15 protein-coding genes and 3 pseudogenes are annotated in these 15,972 nt (G+C 63.5%); 8 read left to right on the forward strand and 10 right to left on the reverse strand.

Annotated elements, in window-relative coordinates; genetic code table 11:
- Window positions 1-79: 79 nt before the first annotated feature.
- The 3 genes and pseudogenes from OKC30_RS14420 to OKC30_RS14430 all read left to right on the forward strand — a co-directional run.
- A pseudogene (locus OKC30_RS14420) lies at window positions 80-826 on the forward strand (aromatic amino acid transport family protein); the annotation flags it as partial.
- A 243-nt stretch (window positions 827-1,069) separates the two neighbouring features.
- A complete protein-coding gene (locus tag OKC30_RS14425) occupies window positions 1,070-1,474 on the forward strand; it encodes an antitoxin Xre-like helix-turn-helix domain-containing protein (RefSeq protein WP_041211580.1) in 405 nt (134 codons plus the stop codon).
- Window positions 1,474-2,163, forward strand: coding sequence for an RES family NAD+ phosphorylase (locus OKC30_RS14430; protein WP_042017126.1), 690 nt, complete (start codon window positions 1,474-1,476; stop codon window positions 2,161-2,163). Before OKC30_RS14425 ends, OKC30_RS14430 begins: the two co-directional genes overlap by 1 nt.
- Before the next feature lie 86 nt (window positions 2,164-2,249).
- Here OKC30_RS14430 and OKC30_RS14435 read toward each other — a convergent pair whose 3' ends face one another.
- Window positions 2,250-3,650 (reverse strand): DEAD/DEAH box helicase, encoded by a 1,401-nt coding sequence (locus OKC30_RS14435; RefSeq protein WP_270666666.1) that lies wholly within the window; start codon window positions 3,648-3,650, stop codon window positions 2,250-2,252.
- A gap of 305 nt (window positions 3,651-3,955) precedes the next feature.
- On the opposite strand from OKC30_RS14435, the gene OKC30_RS14440 reads away from it, so the two are divergent.
- The gene (locus OKC30_RS14440) at window positions 3,956-4,765 is read left to right on the forward strand and encodes a substrate-binding periplasmic protein (protein WP_160837635.1); all 810 of its coding nucleotides are present in this window, start codon (window positions 3,956-3,958) and stop codon (window positions 4,763-4,765) included.
- An 87-nt stretch (window positions 4,766-4,852) separates the two neighbouring features.
- On the opposite strand, the gene aroC is transcribed toward OKC30_RS14440, so the two are convergent.
- Window positions 4,853-5,941: a chorismate synthase gene (aroC, locus tag OKC30_RS14445; protein ID WP_042017130.1), complete on the reverse strand. Its 1,089-nt coding sequence runs from the start codon at window positions 5,939-5,941 to the stop codon at window positions 4,853-4,855.
- Window positions 5,942-5,957: 16 nt separating this feature from the next.
- Window positions 5,958-6,893 carry a 50S ribosomal protein L3 N(5)-glutamine methyltransferase gene (gene prmB, locus OKC30_RS14450; RefSeq protein ID WP_160837633.1) on the reverse strand — a complete coding sequence of 312 codons (936 nt, stop codon included), beginning with the start codon at window positions 6,891-6,893 and terminating at the stop codon, window positions 5,958-5,960.
- Between the two features lie 65 nt (window positions 6,894-6,958).
- Between prmB and smrB the strand changes: the two genes are divergently transcribed.
- A complete protein-coding gene (gene smrB / locus OKC30_RS14455) occupies window positions 6,959-7,483 on the forward strand; it encodes an endonuclease SmrB (RefSeq protein ID WP_049636766.1) in 525 nt (174 codons plus the stop codon).
- 89 nt (window positions 7,484-7,572) lie between these two features.
- Here smrB and OKC30_RS14460 read toward each other — a convergent pair whose 3' ends face one another.
- From OKC30_RS14460 to OKC30_RS14485, 6 genes and pseudogenes are all read right to left on the reverse strand, one after another.
- Entirely contained in the window at window positions 7,573-7,983 is a 411-nt protein-coding gene (locus OKC30_RS14460) for an SRPBCC domain-containing protein (RefSeq protein WP_041211466.1), read from the reverse strand.
- Window positions 7,984-8,029: 46 nt separating this feature from the next.
- Window positions 8,030-8,257 (reverse strand): DUF4287 domain-containing protein, encoded by a 228-nt coding sequence (locus OKC30_RS14465; RefSeq protein WP_160837629.1) that lies wholly within the window; start codon window positions 8,255-8,257, stop codon window positions 8,030-8,032.
- Window positions 8,258-8,286: 29 nt separating this feature from the next.
- Window positions 8,287-8,685: a GFA family protein gene (locus OKC30_RS14470; protein ID WP_041211468.1), complete on the reverse strand. Its 399-nt coding sequence runs from the start codon at window positions 8,683-8,685 to the stop codon at window positions 8,287-8,289.
- Window positions 8,686-8,892: 207 nt separating this feature from the next.
- Window positions 8,893-9,258, reverse strand: a complete 366-nt coding sequence (locus tag OKC30_RS14475; protein ID WP_160837624.1) for a VOC family protein — start codon at window positions 9,256-9,258, stop codon at window positions 8,893-8,895.
- A gap of 122 nt (window positions 9,259-9,380) precedes the next feature.
- Window positions 9,381-10,827: pseudogene (locus OKC30_RS14480) on the reverse strand (chitinase).
- A 188-nt stretch (window positions 10,828-11,015) separates the two neighbouring features.
- Window positions 11,016-12,209 (reverse strand): methyltransferase, encoded by a 1,194-nt coding sequence (locus OKC30_RS14485; protein ID WP_049636771.1) that lies wholly within the window; start codon window positions 12,207-12,209, stop codon window positions 11,016-11,018.
- Between the two features lie 179 nt (window positions 12,210-12,388).
- Between OKC30_RS14485 and OKC30_RS14490 the strand changes: the two genes are divergently transcribed.
- Window positions 12,389-12,967: a PhnA domain-containing protein gene (locus OKC30_RS14490; RefSeq protein ID WP_039040739.1), complete on the forward strand. Its 579-nt coding sequence runs from the start codon at window positions 12,389-12,391 to the stop codon at window positions 12,965-12,967.
- Between the two features lie 341 nt (window positions 12,968-13,308).
- Here OKC30_RS14490 and OKC30_RS14495 read toward each other — a convergent pair whose 3' ends face one another.
- Window positions 13,309-14,334: a Wadjet anti-phage system protein JetD domain-containing protein gene (locus OKC30_RS14495; RefSeq protein ID WP_049636773.1), complete on the reverse strand. Its 1,026-nt coding sequence runs from the start codon at window positions 14,332-14,334 to the stop codon at window positions 13,309-13,311.
- Window positions 14,335-14,774: 440 nt separating this feature from the next.
- On the opposite strand from OKC30_RS14495, the pseudogene OKC30_RS14500 reads away from it, so the two are divergent.
- Together OKC30_RS14500 and OKC30_RS14505 are read left to right on the forward strand one after the other, a co-directional pair.
- Window positions 14,775-15,391 (forward strand): annotated as a pseudogene (locus OKC30_RS14500) (LysE family translocator).
- A 123-nt stretch (window positions 15,392-15,514) separates the two neighbouring features.
- Window positions 15,515-15,718: a hypothetical protein gene (locus OKC30_RS14505; RefSeq protein WP_270666664.1), complete on the forward strand. Its 204-nt coding sequence runs from the start codon at window positions 15,515-15,517 to the stop codon at window positions 15,716-15,718.
- Window positions 15,719-15,972 lie beyond the last annotated feature (254 nt).

The following is a 15,972-nucleotide window of genomic DNA, read 5'->3' on the forward strand; positions in this document are numbered from 1 at the left end:
TGTACGACAACAGGTCAACTGAGCGAAATCGGCGCCTGAGAGACTGCTGTCCTGCTTTGGAATTGTGCAACAAGGCCCCGTGAAGCTGGTGATCATGGTGGCGGTGCTGGCGCTGCTGCTGCCCCGCGCCCAGGGGCAGCACCTGCTCTCCATGCCCCTCGGGGAAGGCTTGCTGCTGGCGGGCCTGCCGGTCATCTTCACCTCCTTCGGCTTCCACGGCTCCATCCCGAGCGTCATGCTCTACCTCGGGGACAACCCCAGGCAGTTGCGCCGAGTCTTCGTGTGGGGCTCCGCCTTGCCGCTCGTGCTCTACGTGCTGTGGCAGATCGCCATACTGGGGCTGCTGGGTCAGCAATCCCTGATCCAGACCGGCGGCGCCCTGGACAGCCTGCTGGCCAACGTCGGCGGCCTGGTGAGCTGGCCCGCCTTCAACCAGGCGATGCATCTGTTCGCGGATCTCGCGCTCGCCACCTCCTTCCTCGGGGTGACCCTGGGACTGTTCGACTTCATGGCCAAGGTGACCCGTCGCAAGGACAACTGGCAGGGCCGCACCCAGACCGGCCTCATCACCTTCGTGCCGCCCCTGCTGTTCGCCCTCTACTTCCCGCAAGGCTTCATCATGGCGCTGGGTTACGCCGCCATTGCGCTGGCGGTGCTGGCGGTGCTGCTGCCGGTGGCCCTGGTGTGGCAGAGCCGCAAGCAGGCCGAAGCAGACCACTACCGCGTCCCGGGTGGCGTGCTGGCTCTGGGTCTGGCCGGTGCCATGGGGGTACTCATCGTCGGGGTACAGGTCAGCGTCAGCATGGGGCTGCTGCCCGCCCTCTGATCTCCTCGACCCGACAAACAGAAACGCCGCAAAGAGACACGCCCCGCCAACCCAGTTGGCGGGGCGTGTCATTGGTACGGGCTCACTTGGCCGACCCGCGCCCCTCCTCGCGAAGCCCATCCAACAATGAACATTTGAGTGCAACCATGTATAGATATGTACATGACTGCGCCCCTGCCCTACACTGCTTAGCAGACAACCCATGATCCCGTGCCCGTCTGGCACGCCAACCCGGGAGGCAACATGGTCGCCACCGCATCTCTTCCCCGGCAACAGCCCGCCGTCGATCCCAGCAAGGCCCTGCCCGTGGTGTTTCGCATCCTGGACAAATGGCAGTGCAGCACGGATGAACAGCTCAGGCTGCTTGGCATTACCTCCCGCTCCACCCTGAACAAGTACAAGGAGGCCAGCGGCGGTATTCGGCTGAGCGCCGATCTCCAGGAGCGGATGAGCTATCTACTCAACATCCACAAGAGCCTGCGGCTGCTGTTCAGCCTGGATGAGAGCATCTATGGCTGGGTGCGCAAACCCAACAGCCACCCCTTCTTCGCCGGGCGTAGCGCCATGGAGGTCATGCAGGGTGGGCGGGTGGCCGATCTCTACGAAGTGGCCACCCGGCTGCACGCCTGGCGCGGGGAGATGGCCTGATGTCCTCCCCACCCTTGCGCACCTTCCACAATGCCTGCGCCTATCGCATCATTCCGAGCCGCTTTCCCCCCATCTGCCTCTATGAAGACGTCGCTACCGCCGACGAGCTGGAGGCGGTCTGGGCCGTCGAGGCGCTGACCAACGACAGACTGAGGGAAGAGGCGGGCGAGCTGATGCGGGTGCCCAGGGAAGACTGGCTGGTGGGGCTGCCCGGCGGCAGCTATGTGATGGCCGCCTTCACCCACCTCAATCCCGAGGGTGCCCGTTTCACCACGGGGGACTTTGGCGGCTACTATTGTGCCCCTTCCCTCGACACCGGCATCAAGGAGACGGTCTACCACAGGGAGCGGATCTTCGGGTACACCCGGGAGCCGGCCCAGAAGGTGCAGATGCGGGTGATCCAGGCGCAGTTCAGCGCCAGCCTCATCGACATCACGGGCCCGGCGTTTTTGCCAGGCCCCCTCTATCACGCCACCGATTACGGCCCCGCCCAGGCCTTCGCCCGGGAGCAGAAGGTTGCTGGGGCGGACGGCATCCACTACCGCTCGGTGCGCCACCCCGGTCACGACTGTCACGTGCTCTATCGCCCCCGTCTGGTCAGCCGGGTGGACCACGCCCGTCATCTGGAGTACCACTGGAGCGGCGAGGCCATCACCCATGTACTGGAAATTCGCCTCTACGGTGAATAGCGTCTACCAGGACAAAAAAAGCCCCGCCAGATTGGCGGGGCTTTTTGTATCAACCGAACAGCCGGGGTGCCTGGCTCCCTGGCCGCTTACTGGTTGTGGCTGGCGCGACGGGGACGACGGGCCTGGGCCGGTTTGCCAGTGCCGCCTTCCGGACGCTGACTGCCCTGGGGCTTGGGCTTGCCACCGTTGCCGGAGCGATTACCACCGCCATTGCCACCGTTGGCAGAACGACCGGCACCCTGACGCTGGCCCTGACCTTGCGGACGCGGCGCACGGCGCTGCTCGCTCGGATCGCGCGGCTCTTTGCGAAGCGGCGCGCCGATGCCACGGGCGATGTTGTCGAGGGTCTCGCGGGAGGCTTCAAAACCGGCCACCTGCTCGCACGGAATGTTCTGCTTGGTCAGACGCTCGATGGCCTTGATGAGCTTGCCTTCATCGGCCGCGACCAGGGAGATGGCGTGACCGGCAGCGCCGGCACGACCGGTACGGCCGATACGGTGCACGTAATCTTCCGCCACGTTCGGCAGCTCGAAGTTGACCACCTGCGGCAGTTTGTCGATGTCCAGACCACGGGCGGCGATGTCGGTCGCCACCAGCACCTTGACGCTGCCATCCTTGAAACCGGCCAGGGCACGGGTACGGGCACCCTGGCTCTTGTTGCCGTGGATGGCGGCGGCGCTGACGCCATTCTTGTCGAGGGTCTCGGCAACGCGGTTGGCCATGTGCTTGGTACGGGTGAACACCAGCACCTGCTGCCAGTCGTTGCTGGTGACCAGATGGCTCAGCAGGGCAATCTTGTTGGCCTTGTCACAGGGGTGTACCAGCTGCTCGATGCGCTCGGCGGTGCTGTTGCGCGGGGTCACTTCGATCACCGCCGGGTTGTCCAGCAGACCGGTGGCCAGCTCGCGAATTTCGTCGGCGAAGGTGGCAGAGAACAGCAGGTTCTGGCGCTTCTTCGGCAGCAGGGCCAGAATACGGCGGATGTCGCGGATAAAGCCCATGTCGAGCATGCGATCCGCTTCGTCCAGTACCAGGATCTCCACTTCATCGAACTTGACGGCGTTCTGGTTGTAGAGATCCATCAGGCGGCCCGGGCAGGCCACCAGCACGTCCAGACCACGGCGGGTCGCCATCATCTGCGGGTTGATGCTCACGCCGCCAAATACCACGTGGCTGCGGATCGGCAGGTGTTTGCCGTAGTTGCGCACGCTCTCGCCCACCTGGGCGGCAAGCTCGCGGGTCGGGGTCAGCACCAGGGCACGGATGCGGTTCGGGGAGACCTTGCGCTTGCTTTCAGTCAGACGCTGCAGCATCGGCAGGGTAAAACCTGCGGTCTTGCCGGTCCCGGTCTGGGCGGCGGCCATCAGATCACGGCCAGCCAGTACCGCCGGGATCGCTTGTTGCTGAATGGGAGACGGGGTGTCGTAGCCTTGCTCGGCAACGGCACGCAACAAGGGTTCGGCCAGACCGAGGGAAGTAAAACTCATAGTTACCTGCTAGGGATAGGGGCGCCAAAGATCGTGGTGGGGCTCCTCTGCTGAGCCGATGCCATCTCACAGGATCCGGGCCTATAGAGAAAACAACGATTTCCCCGGGGAGCAGAGCAAAGGGGAAAGAATAGAGGCGCAGTCTAACGGAGTTGGCGCACTTAGACGAGGAAAATGTGATGCACCTCCCAGCGCGGCTGGAAATAGCGACAAAGGCAGGACAAAATGGCCCGAATCGCCGTATGTATCAAAGCCCCTGCACAGCCTGCCGGGGACGGCGCGATACACGGAACAGGAGGTTTTGATTGAAACGGAAGTTCACCCCCACCGCCCGGCGCATGCTGGGCCTCGTCTTGCCCCTGCTCTTCGCCCCGCCCCTCGTCGCCAGGGAGACCCTGTCGGTGGCCTGGAGCCACTGGCCCCCTTTCAGCCAGATCGCTGCCGACGGCACCCTCGGCGGACTGGACGTGACCCTGACCCGCCAGATCCTGGGCAAGGCAGGCGTTGAGCCCGCCTTTCGCAACCTACCCTGGGCCCGGGCCCTCTACCTCATGGAGCGCCAGCAGCTGGACGTGGCCATGGGCGCCCTGAAAACCCCCGAGCGGGAGCGGTTCGCCCGCTTCTCCGCCCCCTATCGGCGCGCCAGCTTCGTGCTGCTGAGCCAGCGCCCGCAGGCCGGGGAGCCCGACGGCTGGCAAGGGTTCACCGCGCTGGCAACCCTCTGCCAGGCCAAGGGGCTTCGACTTGGCAAGCTGCGGGGTACCCGCCCCCTGCCGATGAACGAGGAGTGCCCTGCCCTCGGGCAGGCGAGTGAATACAACAGCGATGACAGGCTGCTCACCCTCTTGCTGGCGCGCCGCCTCGACGGCGTCATCATGGAGTGGCAATACGCCCGCTACCAGCTCGGGGCGAGCAATGCCATCCAGTGTCAGGTGCTCTTGCACCAGCAGCCGGTGCGCCTGATGTTTGCCAAAAAGGCCGTGAACGATGAGGCGCTCGCCCGCATCGATGCCGCCATCGCCACCCTGCCCTCACCGGATCCCGCCTTTGCGCCGCCCCGCTGCCGCCTGGACGCAACCCGGCACCCATCGCTCTCGACGCCATCGGCCCCCTGACGCCGACGCCGGCAAAAAACCATGAAAAAGGCGACCCTGGGGTCGCCTTGTGGTATCTGGTGATCACTCACCTGGCCCGCAGCGTGATCAGCGCAGCTGCGGGGTCTGGGTGTGCACGCCCTGGTTCTGGGCGCGGTGGCGCAGCAGGTGATCCATCAGCACCAGGGCCAGCATGGCCTCGGCGATGGGCACGGCACGGATGCCGACGCAGGGGTCGTGACGCCCCTTGGTGATCATCTCGGTGGCCTCACCGCTGGTGGTGATGGTCTTGCCCGGCACCGTGATGCTGGAGGTAGGCTTGAGGGCCATGCTCACCACGATCTCCTGACCCGACGAAATGCCCCCCAGGATGCCCCCCGCATGATTGCTGGCAAAGCCGGTCGGAGTCATCTCGTCCCGGTGCTCCGAGCCTTTTTGCTCCACCACCGCGAAGCCGTCACCGATCTCCACCCCTTTCACCGCGTTGATGCCCATCATGGCGTGGGCGATGTCGGCGTCGAGGCGGTCGAACACCGGCTCCCCTAGGCCTACCGGCACGTTGCGCGCCACGACGCACACCTTGGCCCCCACGCTGTTTCCCTCTTTCTTGAGGGCACGCATGTATTCATCGAGCGCCTCCAGCTTGCCCGCATCGGGGAAGAAGAAGGGGTTCTGCTCGATCTGGCTCTCGTCGAACCCTTCCGCCTTGATGGGGCCGAGCTGGGAGAGAAAACCCACGATCTCGATGCCGTGCACCTGTTTCAGGTACTTCTTGGCGATGGCGCCCGCCGCGACCCGCATGGCGGTCTCGCGGGCCGAGGAGCGGCCGCCGCCACGGTAGTCACGCTGGCCGTACTTCTGGTGATAGGTGTAGTCGGCGTGGCCGGGTCGGAACAGATCCTTGATCTCGGAGTAGTCCTTGGAGCGCTGATCGGTGTTCTCGATGAGCAGCCCGATGGAGGTGCCCGTGGTCTTGCCCTCGAACACCCCGGAGAGGATCTTCACCTCGTCCGCCTCGCGGCGCTGAGTGGTGTAGCGGGACGTACCGGGCTTGCGCCTGTCCAGATCCCCCTGCAAATCGTCTTCGCTTATCTCCAGCCCCGGCGGGCAGCCGTCGACCACGGCGCCCAGCGCCAGACCGTGGCTCTCGCCGAAAGTGGTGACCCGAAAGAGTTGGCCGAAACTGTTCCCTGCCATGAATGCTCCTTGCTGCTTAGTTCTTGTAAATGGCGAAATGGGCCTGGTACTGCTCGAGCTCTGCGCGGGTCATCACAAAGACGCCGTGGCCGCCGTTTTCGAACTGGACCCAGGTGAAGGGCACCTCGGGGAACTGGGCTTCCAGGTGGATCATGCTGTTGCCCACCTCGACCACCAGCACGCCATCCTCTTTCAGGAAGTCGGCGGCATTGGCCAGCAGACGTTTGGTGAGCTTGAGGCCGTCGGAGCCCGACGCCAGGGCCAGCTCCGGCTCGTGGCGAAACTCCTCCGGCAGATCCGACATGTCCTCGGAGTCCACATAGGGCGGGTTGGAGACGATGAGATCGTACTTGTCACCGGCCGGCAGATCCCGGAACAGATCGGAGCGAATGGGGATAACCTGCTGCTCCAGCCCGTGATCGTTGATGTTGCGCTCGGCCACGTTGAGGGCATCGACGCTGATGTCGATGGCATCCACTTCCGCATGGGGGAACTCGTGGGCCATGATGATGGCGATGCAGCCGGAGCCGGTGCACAGGTCCATGATCCGGGTCGGTTCGTCTTTCAGGAAGGGGGCGAAGCGGTTGGCCACCATCTCGGCGATGGGGGAGCGCGGAATGAGCACCCGTTCGTCCACGTAGAATTCCCAGCCCGCATACCAGGCCTTGTTGGTCAGGTAAGGCGCCGGAATGCGCTCCTGCACGCGGCGGATGATGAGCTCAGCGATGCGGTGGCGCTCGCTGGTGGTCAGGCGGGAGTGGCGCATGGCGGGATCCACGTCCGGCGGCAGATGTAACGCGGGCAGCACCAGTTGCACGGCCTCATCCCAGGCGTTGTCGGTACCATGTCCGTAGAAGATCCCGGCGTCGTTGAAACGACTCATGGCCCAGCGCAACATGTCCTGGATGGTGTGCATTTCGGCAACCACCTCATCGATAAATATCTTGTCCAAATCCACCTCCAAGTCGAGTAATATCCGGCCCGAGAATTTTATACAGCGAGCAAGACGAGTACCTGATGAAAAATACGCCCTCACTCACAGACGAGGAAAGCCTGCTGTTTCGTGATGCTGTCAAAGGTACCCGGAAAATTAAGCAAGATACCATAAGGGCCTCCTCAAGCCCGGTCAAGCAGAAACGCGAAGTGCGCGAGAGCCGCGAAAAGCTTGGGGTTGACCACTTTTTCAGCGACGAGTACCAGCCCCATCTCGAGGCGGACGGGCCGACCCGTTACGTGCGCGACGACGTGTCAAAATTCGAGCTGAAAAAGCTCAAGCGCGGCAGCTACCCGCCGGAGATTTATCTGGATCTGCACGGCATGAACCAGCACCAGGCCAAGCAGGAGCTGGCGGCCCTGCTCACCCTGTGCCGAAAAGAGAACATCCACGTCGCTTCGGTGATGCACGGCATCGGCAAGCACATCCTCAAGCAGCGCATCCCGAGCTGGCTGGCCCAGCACCCCGCTGTGCGCGCCTTTCACCAGGCGCCGCGGGAGTGGGGGGGCGAGAGCGCCATCCTGGTGCTGCTGGACATCGAGGAGTGACCCCCTTCCCCGCCCCGCCCCGCCCCGGGCGAACGCCATAAAAAAACCACCGCCAGCTTGCGGTGGTTTTTTATGGCGCCCCACAGGGGTCAGCTGGCGGCTTCCATATGTCGCTTGAAGTTATCCAGGATGCTCTGCCACCCCGCCCGCTGCTGTTCGCCGCTGTGCAGGGACTCGGCATCGAACCGCTCCTCCACCCGGGTGCCCCCCTGCTCTGCCACGAACCGCACGCTCACCTCGCGGCCATCGTCCATGACGTAGCCGAGCCCCGTCGGCGCGGTGACCTCGGTGAAGGTCCCCTCGAAATCAAACCCCGTGCTGCCATCCCGCGCCGCCATGTGGTGGCAAAAACGCCCACCCACCCGCAGATCCACCCGGCTTTGGGGGCAGTGCCACTGCGGGGAGGCGGCGTTCCACGCCATGATGCTGGCGGGGGTGTTCCAGCCCTGCCACACATCGGCAATCGGCCTGGCAACCCAGACGCTGACGCTTATCTTCATCTCTCTGCTCCTCTGGCTTTCCTGCACGTTTTGCACTGTGGCACTGTCATGCCACGCCGGGCGCATCGGGCTGCGCCAAAAAGTGGGCCACCAGGGCATTGGCATGGCCGTGACCCATGGCGTGTTCGTCCTTGAGCCAGGCCACCAGGGCCATGTGTTTGCGCTCCTCCCGCCCTGCCAGCAGGGTCAGCCAGTGGGCGATGGGCCGGCCGTATTTCTGCTCGATGGCGGGAAAATAGGAGGCAGGCCCCTTCACCTTCGGTTGTTCATCCATGATGGCTTCTCCTCGGGGTGAGTACAGGCTCAGGGTTTGGGGGCGAACTGCTCGAACACCTGCTGTCCGGTCAGGGTCGGGGTGTCGTTCTTGAGGGCATAGAAGTCGGGCTTCTCGTCGATGAAGATCTGCCCGGTGAGCTCGAACCCCTGATCCTGAAACAGGCCGGCGGAGAGGATGTACTCGTCCGTCGGCAACAGATGGTAGAAAAGATGGGTGCCGCAGGTGGGGCAGAATCCGCGCTCCGCCCACTCCGACGAGCGGTAGGCCACCGGGGCCATCCCGGTGAACCGTACGCCCTTGCCCCCGTGCACCGCGAACATGGGTCCCCCTGACCAGCGCCGGCACATGGCGCAGTGACACAGGTTGACCTCCTTGTGATCGCCGCTCGACACAGTGATCCCGCCACACAGACAATGTCCTTCCATGATGCCTCCTGAGAGTTGGGGCGACAGACCGGGCGAACGGGTGCTCGCCTTCTTGCCGCACCAGATGAAGTAGCACGGGATCCGGGGGGCGGCAACTGACCATTCCGGAGCCTCACCGCGGGGCTGAGGCTCCCGGAGCGGGAAAATCCCCCTCTTTATTCATCGAGTGAATGACTCAACACACCCCATGCACCGGATAAATAATGGTCAGGTTCCCTCCTGCAAGGCGATGCGATTCCCCTCGCAATCCCGACACTCCGCCACCCGGAGGCTCTCCCCGACCCGGGTGACGGGATAGAGACAGGCCCCGCCCGATGCCAGTGCCCGGGCCATGGCCCCCTCGATGTCAGGCACCCGCAGATAGATCCGGGTGCCATCCAGACTCGGCACATAGCTCTCCCCCTTCGCCAGGGCGCCGGAGCAGCCCGCCGTGCCACTTTCCAGGGGAAAGAGCGCCATCTCGTTGCCATCGATCTGCACCCGCTCCAGCACCGTCTCGAAGACTCCCTCATAGAAGCGGATGGCTCTCTCCATATCCTGTACCGGAATTTCAAAATGAATGGCGATGTTCATGGTCATCCTCCCTCGGTGTGAACCCGCAGGCTATCAGTGCCAAAAGAGGCGCAGCAAGCCAGCGCGGCAATCAACAAGGGAGGCGCGCGGCCTCCCCGGGGTGCTTGCGCTTGTACTGACTCTCAGGTCACCGGTGCCCAGGGGTCGCCCTTGCCCGGCTCGTTGCCCTGGGTCCACCACTTGGCCTGATAGATGATCCCCTTGTGGCTCACCTTGTTGCCCGCGGTGTAGACCTTGCCTGCCTCCCAGGCCGGTACCCCGTCCACCAGTGGCGTGCCGGGGTCGACCGGGGCCGGATCCAGCGTGGCCACCACCCGTACCTTGGGCCAGCTGGCGTGGGAGCCGTAGAAGTTGGTCACGCACTTCTCGTAATCCCCCGGCACCAGGGCCGAATAGGCGGTCTGGTACCCCACCAGATCACACTCGAAGGAGTAGCCGCCGGGTCTGTCCGGGTAGTATTTCCAGTTGCCGTCCCAGTTGGTGTAGAGCACGTCGGTGGCGCCGTTGAGGTTGAGGCTGCCATAGGGGATCTGCTGCCAGCAGGTGTTCTTCTCGTCCGCCAGCAGCGGGATCCCGTAGTGGGCCGCAAGCCCCTCCCAGTAGCGGATGCGGTTGACCGGCTGGCCCTTGTTCTTGTTCTGCTCGCCGCACCTCGATGCCACCGTTGATGATGTTGATGGTGGTGCCAAAGCCGTAGCCGATGCCCGCCGCCAGCTCACGCTGGGAGGGCACCCAGGTCCGGTCGATGACGTGCAGCATGGCGGGTTTGGGAGCCTGGGGCGTCAGGAAGAACCAGATGGCGGAGGCGAGGTTGAGCCAGGAGTCCGCCACCAGCCCGGGGTTGTTGAGGAGCACGGTGGCGTCGCCGTCGAACATGGCCTCGGAGAAGGCGCCGTAGTTGAAGTGGTAGGAGAGCTGCTTGGCGCCGCGACCGAAATAGCCCTGACCGGTGCTGCAGGGCCAGCGCCGGTTCTGCCAGTCACTCTGGCCACACCCCGTGGTGTAGCCGGTCTGCCCCTCAGACCAACCCATCTCCCGCACGTGCACCAGGGCCTATTGCCACTCCTCCAGCCCAAGGGGGTTGTCGGAGACATTCTCCTTGGCAATGTGGCCGCCGGTCTCCTGGGCAAAGTGGGCGAAGGCGGTGATGATGGACTTCTTGCAGATGGCGTCCGCATTGCGCCCGTCCGTGTAGTCGCCGCAGAAGGCGGGGAACTTGCCCACCGCCCGCAGGAAGCGCTCGTAGGTGTACTCCGGGGCGGCCATCTGGGTCAGGAACTCCCAGTCCGATTCGGTGAAGACCCGCTCGACCCGCTTGACGTTGTCCGGGTTGCCGGGGGCGCGTGCCACGATGGCCTCCACCACCGAATTGGGCCGGGTGGCCAGGGCGTGGGACCAGATCCCGTACATGAGGTTGGCGGTCTTGGCCTGGGCCGCACTGGCAAGATCCGCCGCCGCCATCACATAGCCGCCGCTGTTCTGGGGATCGGGCTGGATTGTCATGGCGCTCTGGCCGGGCAGTGCCCAGACGAGGGCAACCAGGCAGGCGGTACGCGTGAGCATGAACATGGGTAACCATCCTTGTCTTGAAAATGTCAGGGCGAGCATAGGCATCCTGACAACTAAATTCACGACAAGAATTAAGAATTTGGCGAAATTGTGAGCCATGCCTCCCTGCACTCAGATGGCGCTCGTTTGCAGGGGGATCCAGCCCCTGGTCTTGCGGCCGCAGCCATCCGACCTGTCCGGACTCTTGCTCAGATCCCCCCTGCGCGCACCGCCCGGATCAGCAGATTGCGCGGGGTCATGGGTTTGGGACAGAAGGTGCCCACCTCCACCCGGTAGCCCTGCTCCTCGAGGAAAAGGGCGCGATCGAGCAGCAGCCAGATTTCCAGGGGACGGCGAAACAGGTGGCGCACCAGCTCCATGCGGGCGACATCGCCAAAGCGCCGCTCCCCCTGTGCCAGCAAGGCGGCGTAGTCGAGCCCCGCGGGCAAGCCCATCCCCTTGCGTTCGGCGGCCCAGTGGCAGAAATCCTCGAAGCCCCCGGTCAGCAGGCTCTTTTGCAGGTTGGGCACCGGCAGGTACTCATCCACCCCGCGCACCTGGCGCTGCAGGCAGTCGAAGGCGAGGCGCCACACCACCTCCCGCTCCCGCAGCCGGGCGATGCGGGCACCGCCGGTCACCGTCTCCTGCAGCGGCAGCTTCAAATCGCTCTTGCCAAGGCGCAGGGCACTGGCCCTGGCGGCCCGGGAGAGGGGCGCGTAGTGCTCTCCTCTGATGAGGTGGTAGCAACACGGGGAGAGGGTCACCCCCTGGGCACGCCCCTCGGCCACCCGCGTCAACAGATGGGTGTGCAGATCGCCGCAGGCATGGAGCGCCATGGCGTGATGGTGCGGGGCGATGAGGGCCCCGGACTCGGCGGCAAAGGCATCCGCCTCCACGAACCGCATGTTGGCGCCGTCGCGCGCGGCGAGCCGCCGCCCCTCCTCGCAGAGCGCCCCCTGCCACTCCAGGCTAAGGATCTCCGCGCCACGGTGCAGCGACACCAGGCGCCCCAGATGCCCCTTGCCGGCGCACCACTCCAGATAGGGACCTTGGTGGGGGGGCAGGCAGCCGGTGAAGGCCTCTATCTGCCCCTGCTTGCGTCCCGGCATGTACATCGCCATGGTCCTGGCGCACTGGACGGGCTCTGGGGCGAAAGGGGCAAGCTCGCCGAGGGCCTGCAACTCGGCCCCCGCCGGGATCCAGGGGGCAAGCAGGGTGCAGAGCGCATCCATGTCCCCGTCGAGGTGCGCTATCTCGTCAAGGGTCAGGGCTGCCAGGCACTTCGCAAGGGCTGGCGCCTCGCGGGCAAAGGCGATCCCCAAATGGTGATAGGGCTGGTATTGCCACCAGCGTCGCTCGGCGGTGAGCAAGCAGTCCAGTTGTCGAAAACGGTGGGCCAGCACGGTGAACCTGTCCTTTGGCGCAAAAAGGGAGGCTCATTCTAGCGATCTGCCGTCAAAAAGCACTCGCCTGTGCGCCGCTGGTAGCCTGACAAAAAGCAGGGATTTGTGCTATATTCCGGCCCCTCATTCGCGCAGCCCGCCACGGCGAGCAGCTTTACCCCTATAAACGGAACCCAATCATGACCATCAATGCCATCCTGCAAGCCCGTGCAAATGCCAAATGCGAGCTGTGTGGCGCAGAACATGCGCTGACTGCCTTCCCGGTGCCGCACTCCCCCGCCAGCGACGACGACCACAGCGTGGCCCTCTGCGCCACCTGCCGCGGCCAGCTGGAGCAGCCGGACACCACGGAGGTGAACCACTGGCGCTGCCTGGGTGACAGCATGTGGAGCCAGGTGCCGGCGGTGCAGGTGATGGCCTGGCGCCAGTTGAAGGCCCTCGTCGCCCGGGGCGAGCTCTGGGCCCAGGACATGCTGGACATGATGTACATGGAAGACGAGGTCAAGGCCTGGGCAGACGCCGGCGTGACCAGCGACGATGACGACAGCGTGCCGACCGTCGACTCCAATGGCGCCGTGCTGGTGGAAGGGGACTCCGTCACCCTGATCAAGGATCTGGACGTCAAGGGCGCGGGCTTCACCGCCAAGCGCGGCACCCTGGTCAAGGGCATTCGCCTGACCAACAACCCGCTGCACATCGAGGGCAAGGTCAACGGCATGCAGATCGTGCTGGTGGCCGCCTACCTGAAGAAGGCCTGATACCGCCCCTTCAAGCCAGAAGCGCCCCCAGGGGCGCTTTTTTGTTGCCTCTGTTTCCTGCCGTTCGGGTGGCACTCGCGGGAAACTGGACTATCCTGCAAACCAGTTCCGCGGTATGCCCCTCCCCTGACTGTCAGTGCGCCAACGGAGAGGGCCTTCCCGGCACGCATGGAAAGACCCCGGGCACCCTGATCCCCATGGCGCCCACGAGACAAGGAGCCGCCCCATGGCCAGCAAGAAAGAGATCAAGAAGAAGATCGCCGCCCGCCAGGCGAAAATCGCCAAGCACGAAAGCAAGATCAAAAAGCTGAAAAAAGCCCTGAAATAGGGGCTGACAACCATTAAAACCGCCTGATGGCGGTTTTTTCATTACTGCGTTGGCCGCAAGGCGCGTCGAGTGGCCATGACTGCCAACCTCCGGCTAGCACCAATACTTCCTGTTCCAACCACAATCCCCTTTCGATCAGATATATAAGGACCTCTTCCAGTTGCTTGCCATGCTCACTCACCACGGGGACCTCCTCCCATGGGATCTTGCCTCTGCTGATCGGTTGCCCCTCCAGACGGCGGATCAGAGTGCGGGCATAGTGATGAACATAGGCCATCAAGGTGTCGGGTAGCCAAAGAGCCAACGGACGACGAAGGGCATGGGCCAGCTCGTTAGCGATATCCAATCCGCGCTGATCCAGATCGCCAAAATGGGCCCAGGGTACGGCAGCCGGCAACAGCGGGAATACCTGACGTGCCAACTTGGTATTGCGGCCAGGCACATAGAGCAACAACTCCCCCACTTGCAGCGGGTAATCCACGAAAGCTCCCTTGTTCTCCACCGTGACCAGTTGCCGCCCCTGCCACTCAATGCCATGTAACTTACTCAAGCAGCGCTCCGGTAAGACCAGCTCTCCCAATAGTGCCAGTTGCGCCCTCATGTCGTGGCGCAGTCCGTCCTGGTCGATGAGTGACAGCGGGCTCAGCGTGCGAAGTCGAATCACTTCATCCTGTGTCAGCGTGATGTCGATAGCATCATTATCTGGATCTATCCCGCTCTTGCTGTCCCCATGCCAGAGGGCATGAAAACTGGCCTGGTTTAGATGTGCGGGCAGGTCCACCCCGAGAGCCCGTATCGTGTCACGCCTGTCCGGCATCACTGGTGCAACCTGTGCCAGCTGTGCTGCGAGATAATTCCTTCCAGCATCGGTCAACACATGACGAGCCCCTCGTCCCACTGGCTTGACTCCACCCACAGCCTGCAGGAGATCTCTCAACTCGCGGCCATGCTTGCTATCGAGTGAATATCCCTGGTTATTAGTGTCTGCCAGCAAGCGGGCACAGAGATCCTGCACTCGACGCTCATCAAAAAGTGACATCCTCCCCCCTCATTCATTGCGGTTCCATATGGCCAAGTAGAGGGGATCTTTCTGTCCACAACAGTGATCTTTCTCGCACCAAAGAAAGAGCGCTTCAAGGAACCCTGCAAGTCGACAAGCTCGAGGCAGGACGAGCAGCGCTTACGATTGGCGATCCATCGATATCGGTGAAATCAGTATGCTGCGACGCCATTGGTTAGCCGGTGAGAAAAAAGACAGCTTATCTGCGGTTTTAACACATCATAAAAAACTGCCTTAATGCGATTTTTTTATACACATCCTTGCCTATTGCATTTCCAGCCGCAGACCATGCTGCACCGGATTGCCCTCCCCTGAATCCTCTTCGGGGCCGGGAGAGACGCCGCTGGACGACTCGTCAAAGAGGCTGGCATCATGCCTGCTTTGACGCCAAGGATGTGCTCATGAACCCCAATACCTGGATGCTGTTTGCGCTGGCCTATCTGCTGGCGACACTGACCCCTGGCCCCAATGTGCTGCTGGTGGTCAAGAACGGTCTGCAACACGGCTGGCGCGCCGCCCTTGTCAGCATCCTCGGCAACCTGGGGTGCCAGGCCATCCTCATCGGTCTGGTCGCCATGGGGGTGGGCCCCTGCTGCAAACCCTGCCTCCCCTCTTTGTCGCCCTCAAGCTGGCGGGGGGTGGCTACTTGGTGTATCTGGGCTACAAGGCGCTGCGCGCGGCCAATACCGGTGCCCAAGGGCTCTCTCCCTCCACCGCTCGGGGACGCACCAGAACCACCCTCTCCTTGTTGCGAGAAGCCTTTCTGGTCTCCGCCAGCAACCCCAAGACCATCGTCTTCCTCTGCGCTCTGCTGCCCCAGTTCCTCGATCACCAGAGTCCGCTGACGCTGCAGTTCATCACCATGTACCTGACCATCTGCGCCATCGTCAGCCTGGTGCATCTGTGCTATGTCGCCCTGGCTAGGCGCGCCGGTCGCTACTTCAAGCCAGGTCGCGGCGAGCGCCTCGTTGGCCGCATCACCGGCGGACTCTTCATCACCCTGGGCGGCGCCATCCTGCTCAGTGGTCGTCCCTGATCCCTGTGCCTCACCGTTGCTGACATTATCTGCACCATCGGCGCCGCTTGGGCGCCGCGGATCCCGGCCACCGCGGCTAGAGTTGTAGGCGTGTCTGTATATGAGCCTGCGGTGGAGCGCCATATGTATTCCTACACCCTCACCTTCCGGGAGGAGGCCGACAAGCTGACGGCCCCCGAACACGAGATCCGCTTGCAAAGCCCGGCACAGGCCGGTGATTTCATCATTCTCTCCGATGGCAGTCGCCATCAGGTGATGTTCGTCACCCACCGCGCCCACTACAGCAGCCTCTACCTCGACAAGGAGGTCCGCATCCCCCAGAGCTGATACAGGCATCGTCTTTCGCTCCTGCTATGGTGAGAGAGGGCTGCAGCTCGCCAACGCAAGCCCCTTGCCGCCCAGGGAGCGGCAAGCCCGAATGACCCATTGCCAGAGGTATTGATCATGTTCAGACAGACCGCGCTCATCCTGACCCTCACCCTGTTGGGCAGCGCCCAGGTTCACGCCATCTTAAATGCGAAAGGGGACTCCCTCCGACGTAGGTGGGAGGGGAATTTCGCCGGGGCGTCAGCCCCGCTGGT

This window comes from Aeromonas sp. QDB18, assembly GCF_027705325.1.
Taxonomy (GTDB): domain Bacteria; phylum Pseudomonadota; class Gammaproteobacteria; order Enterobacterales; family Aeromonadaceae; genus Aeromonas; species Aeromonas caviae.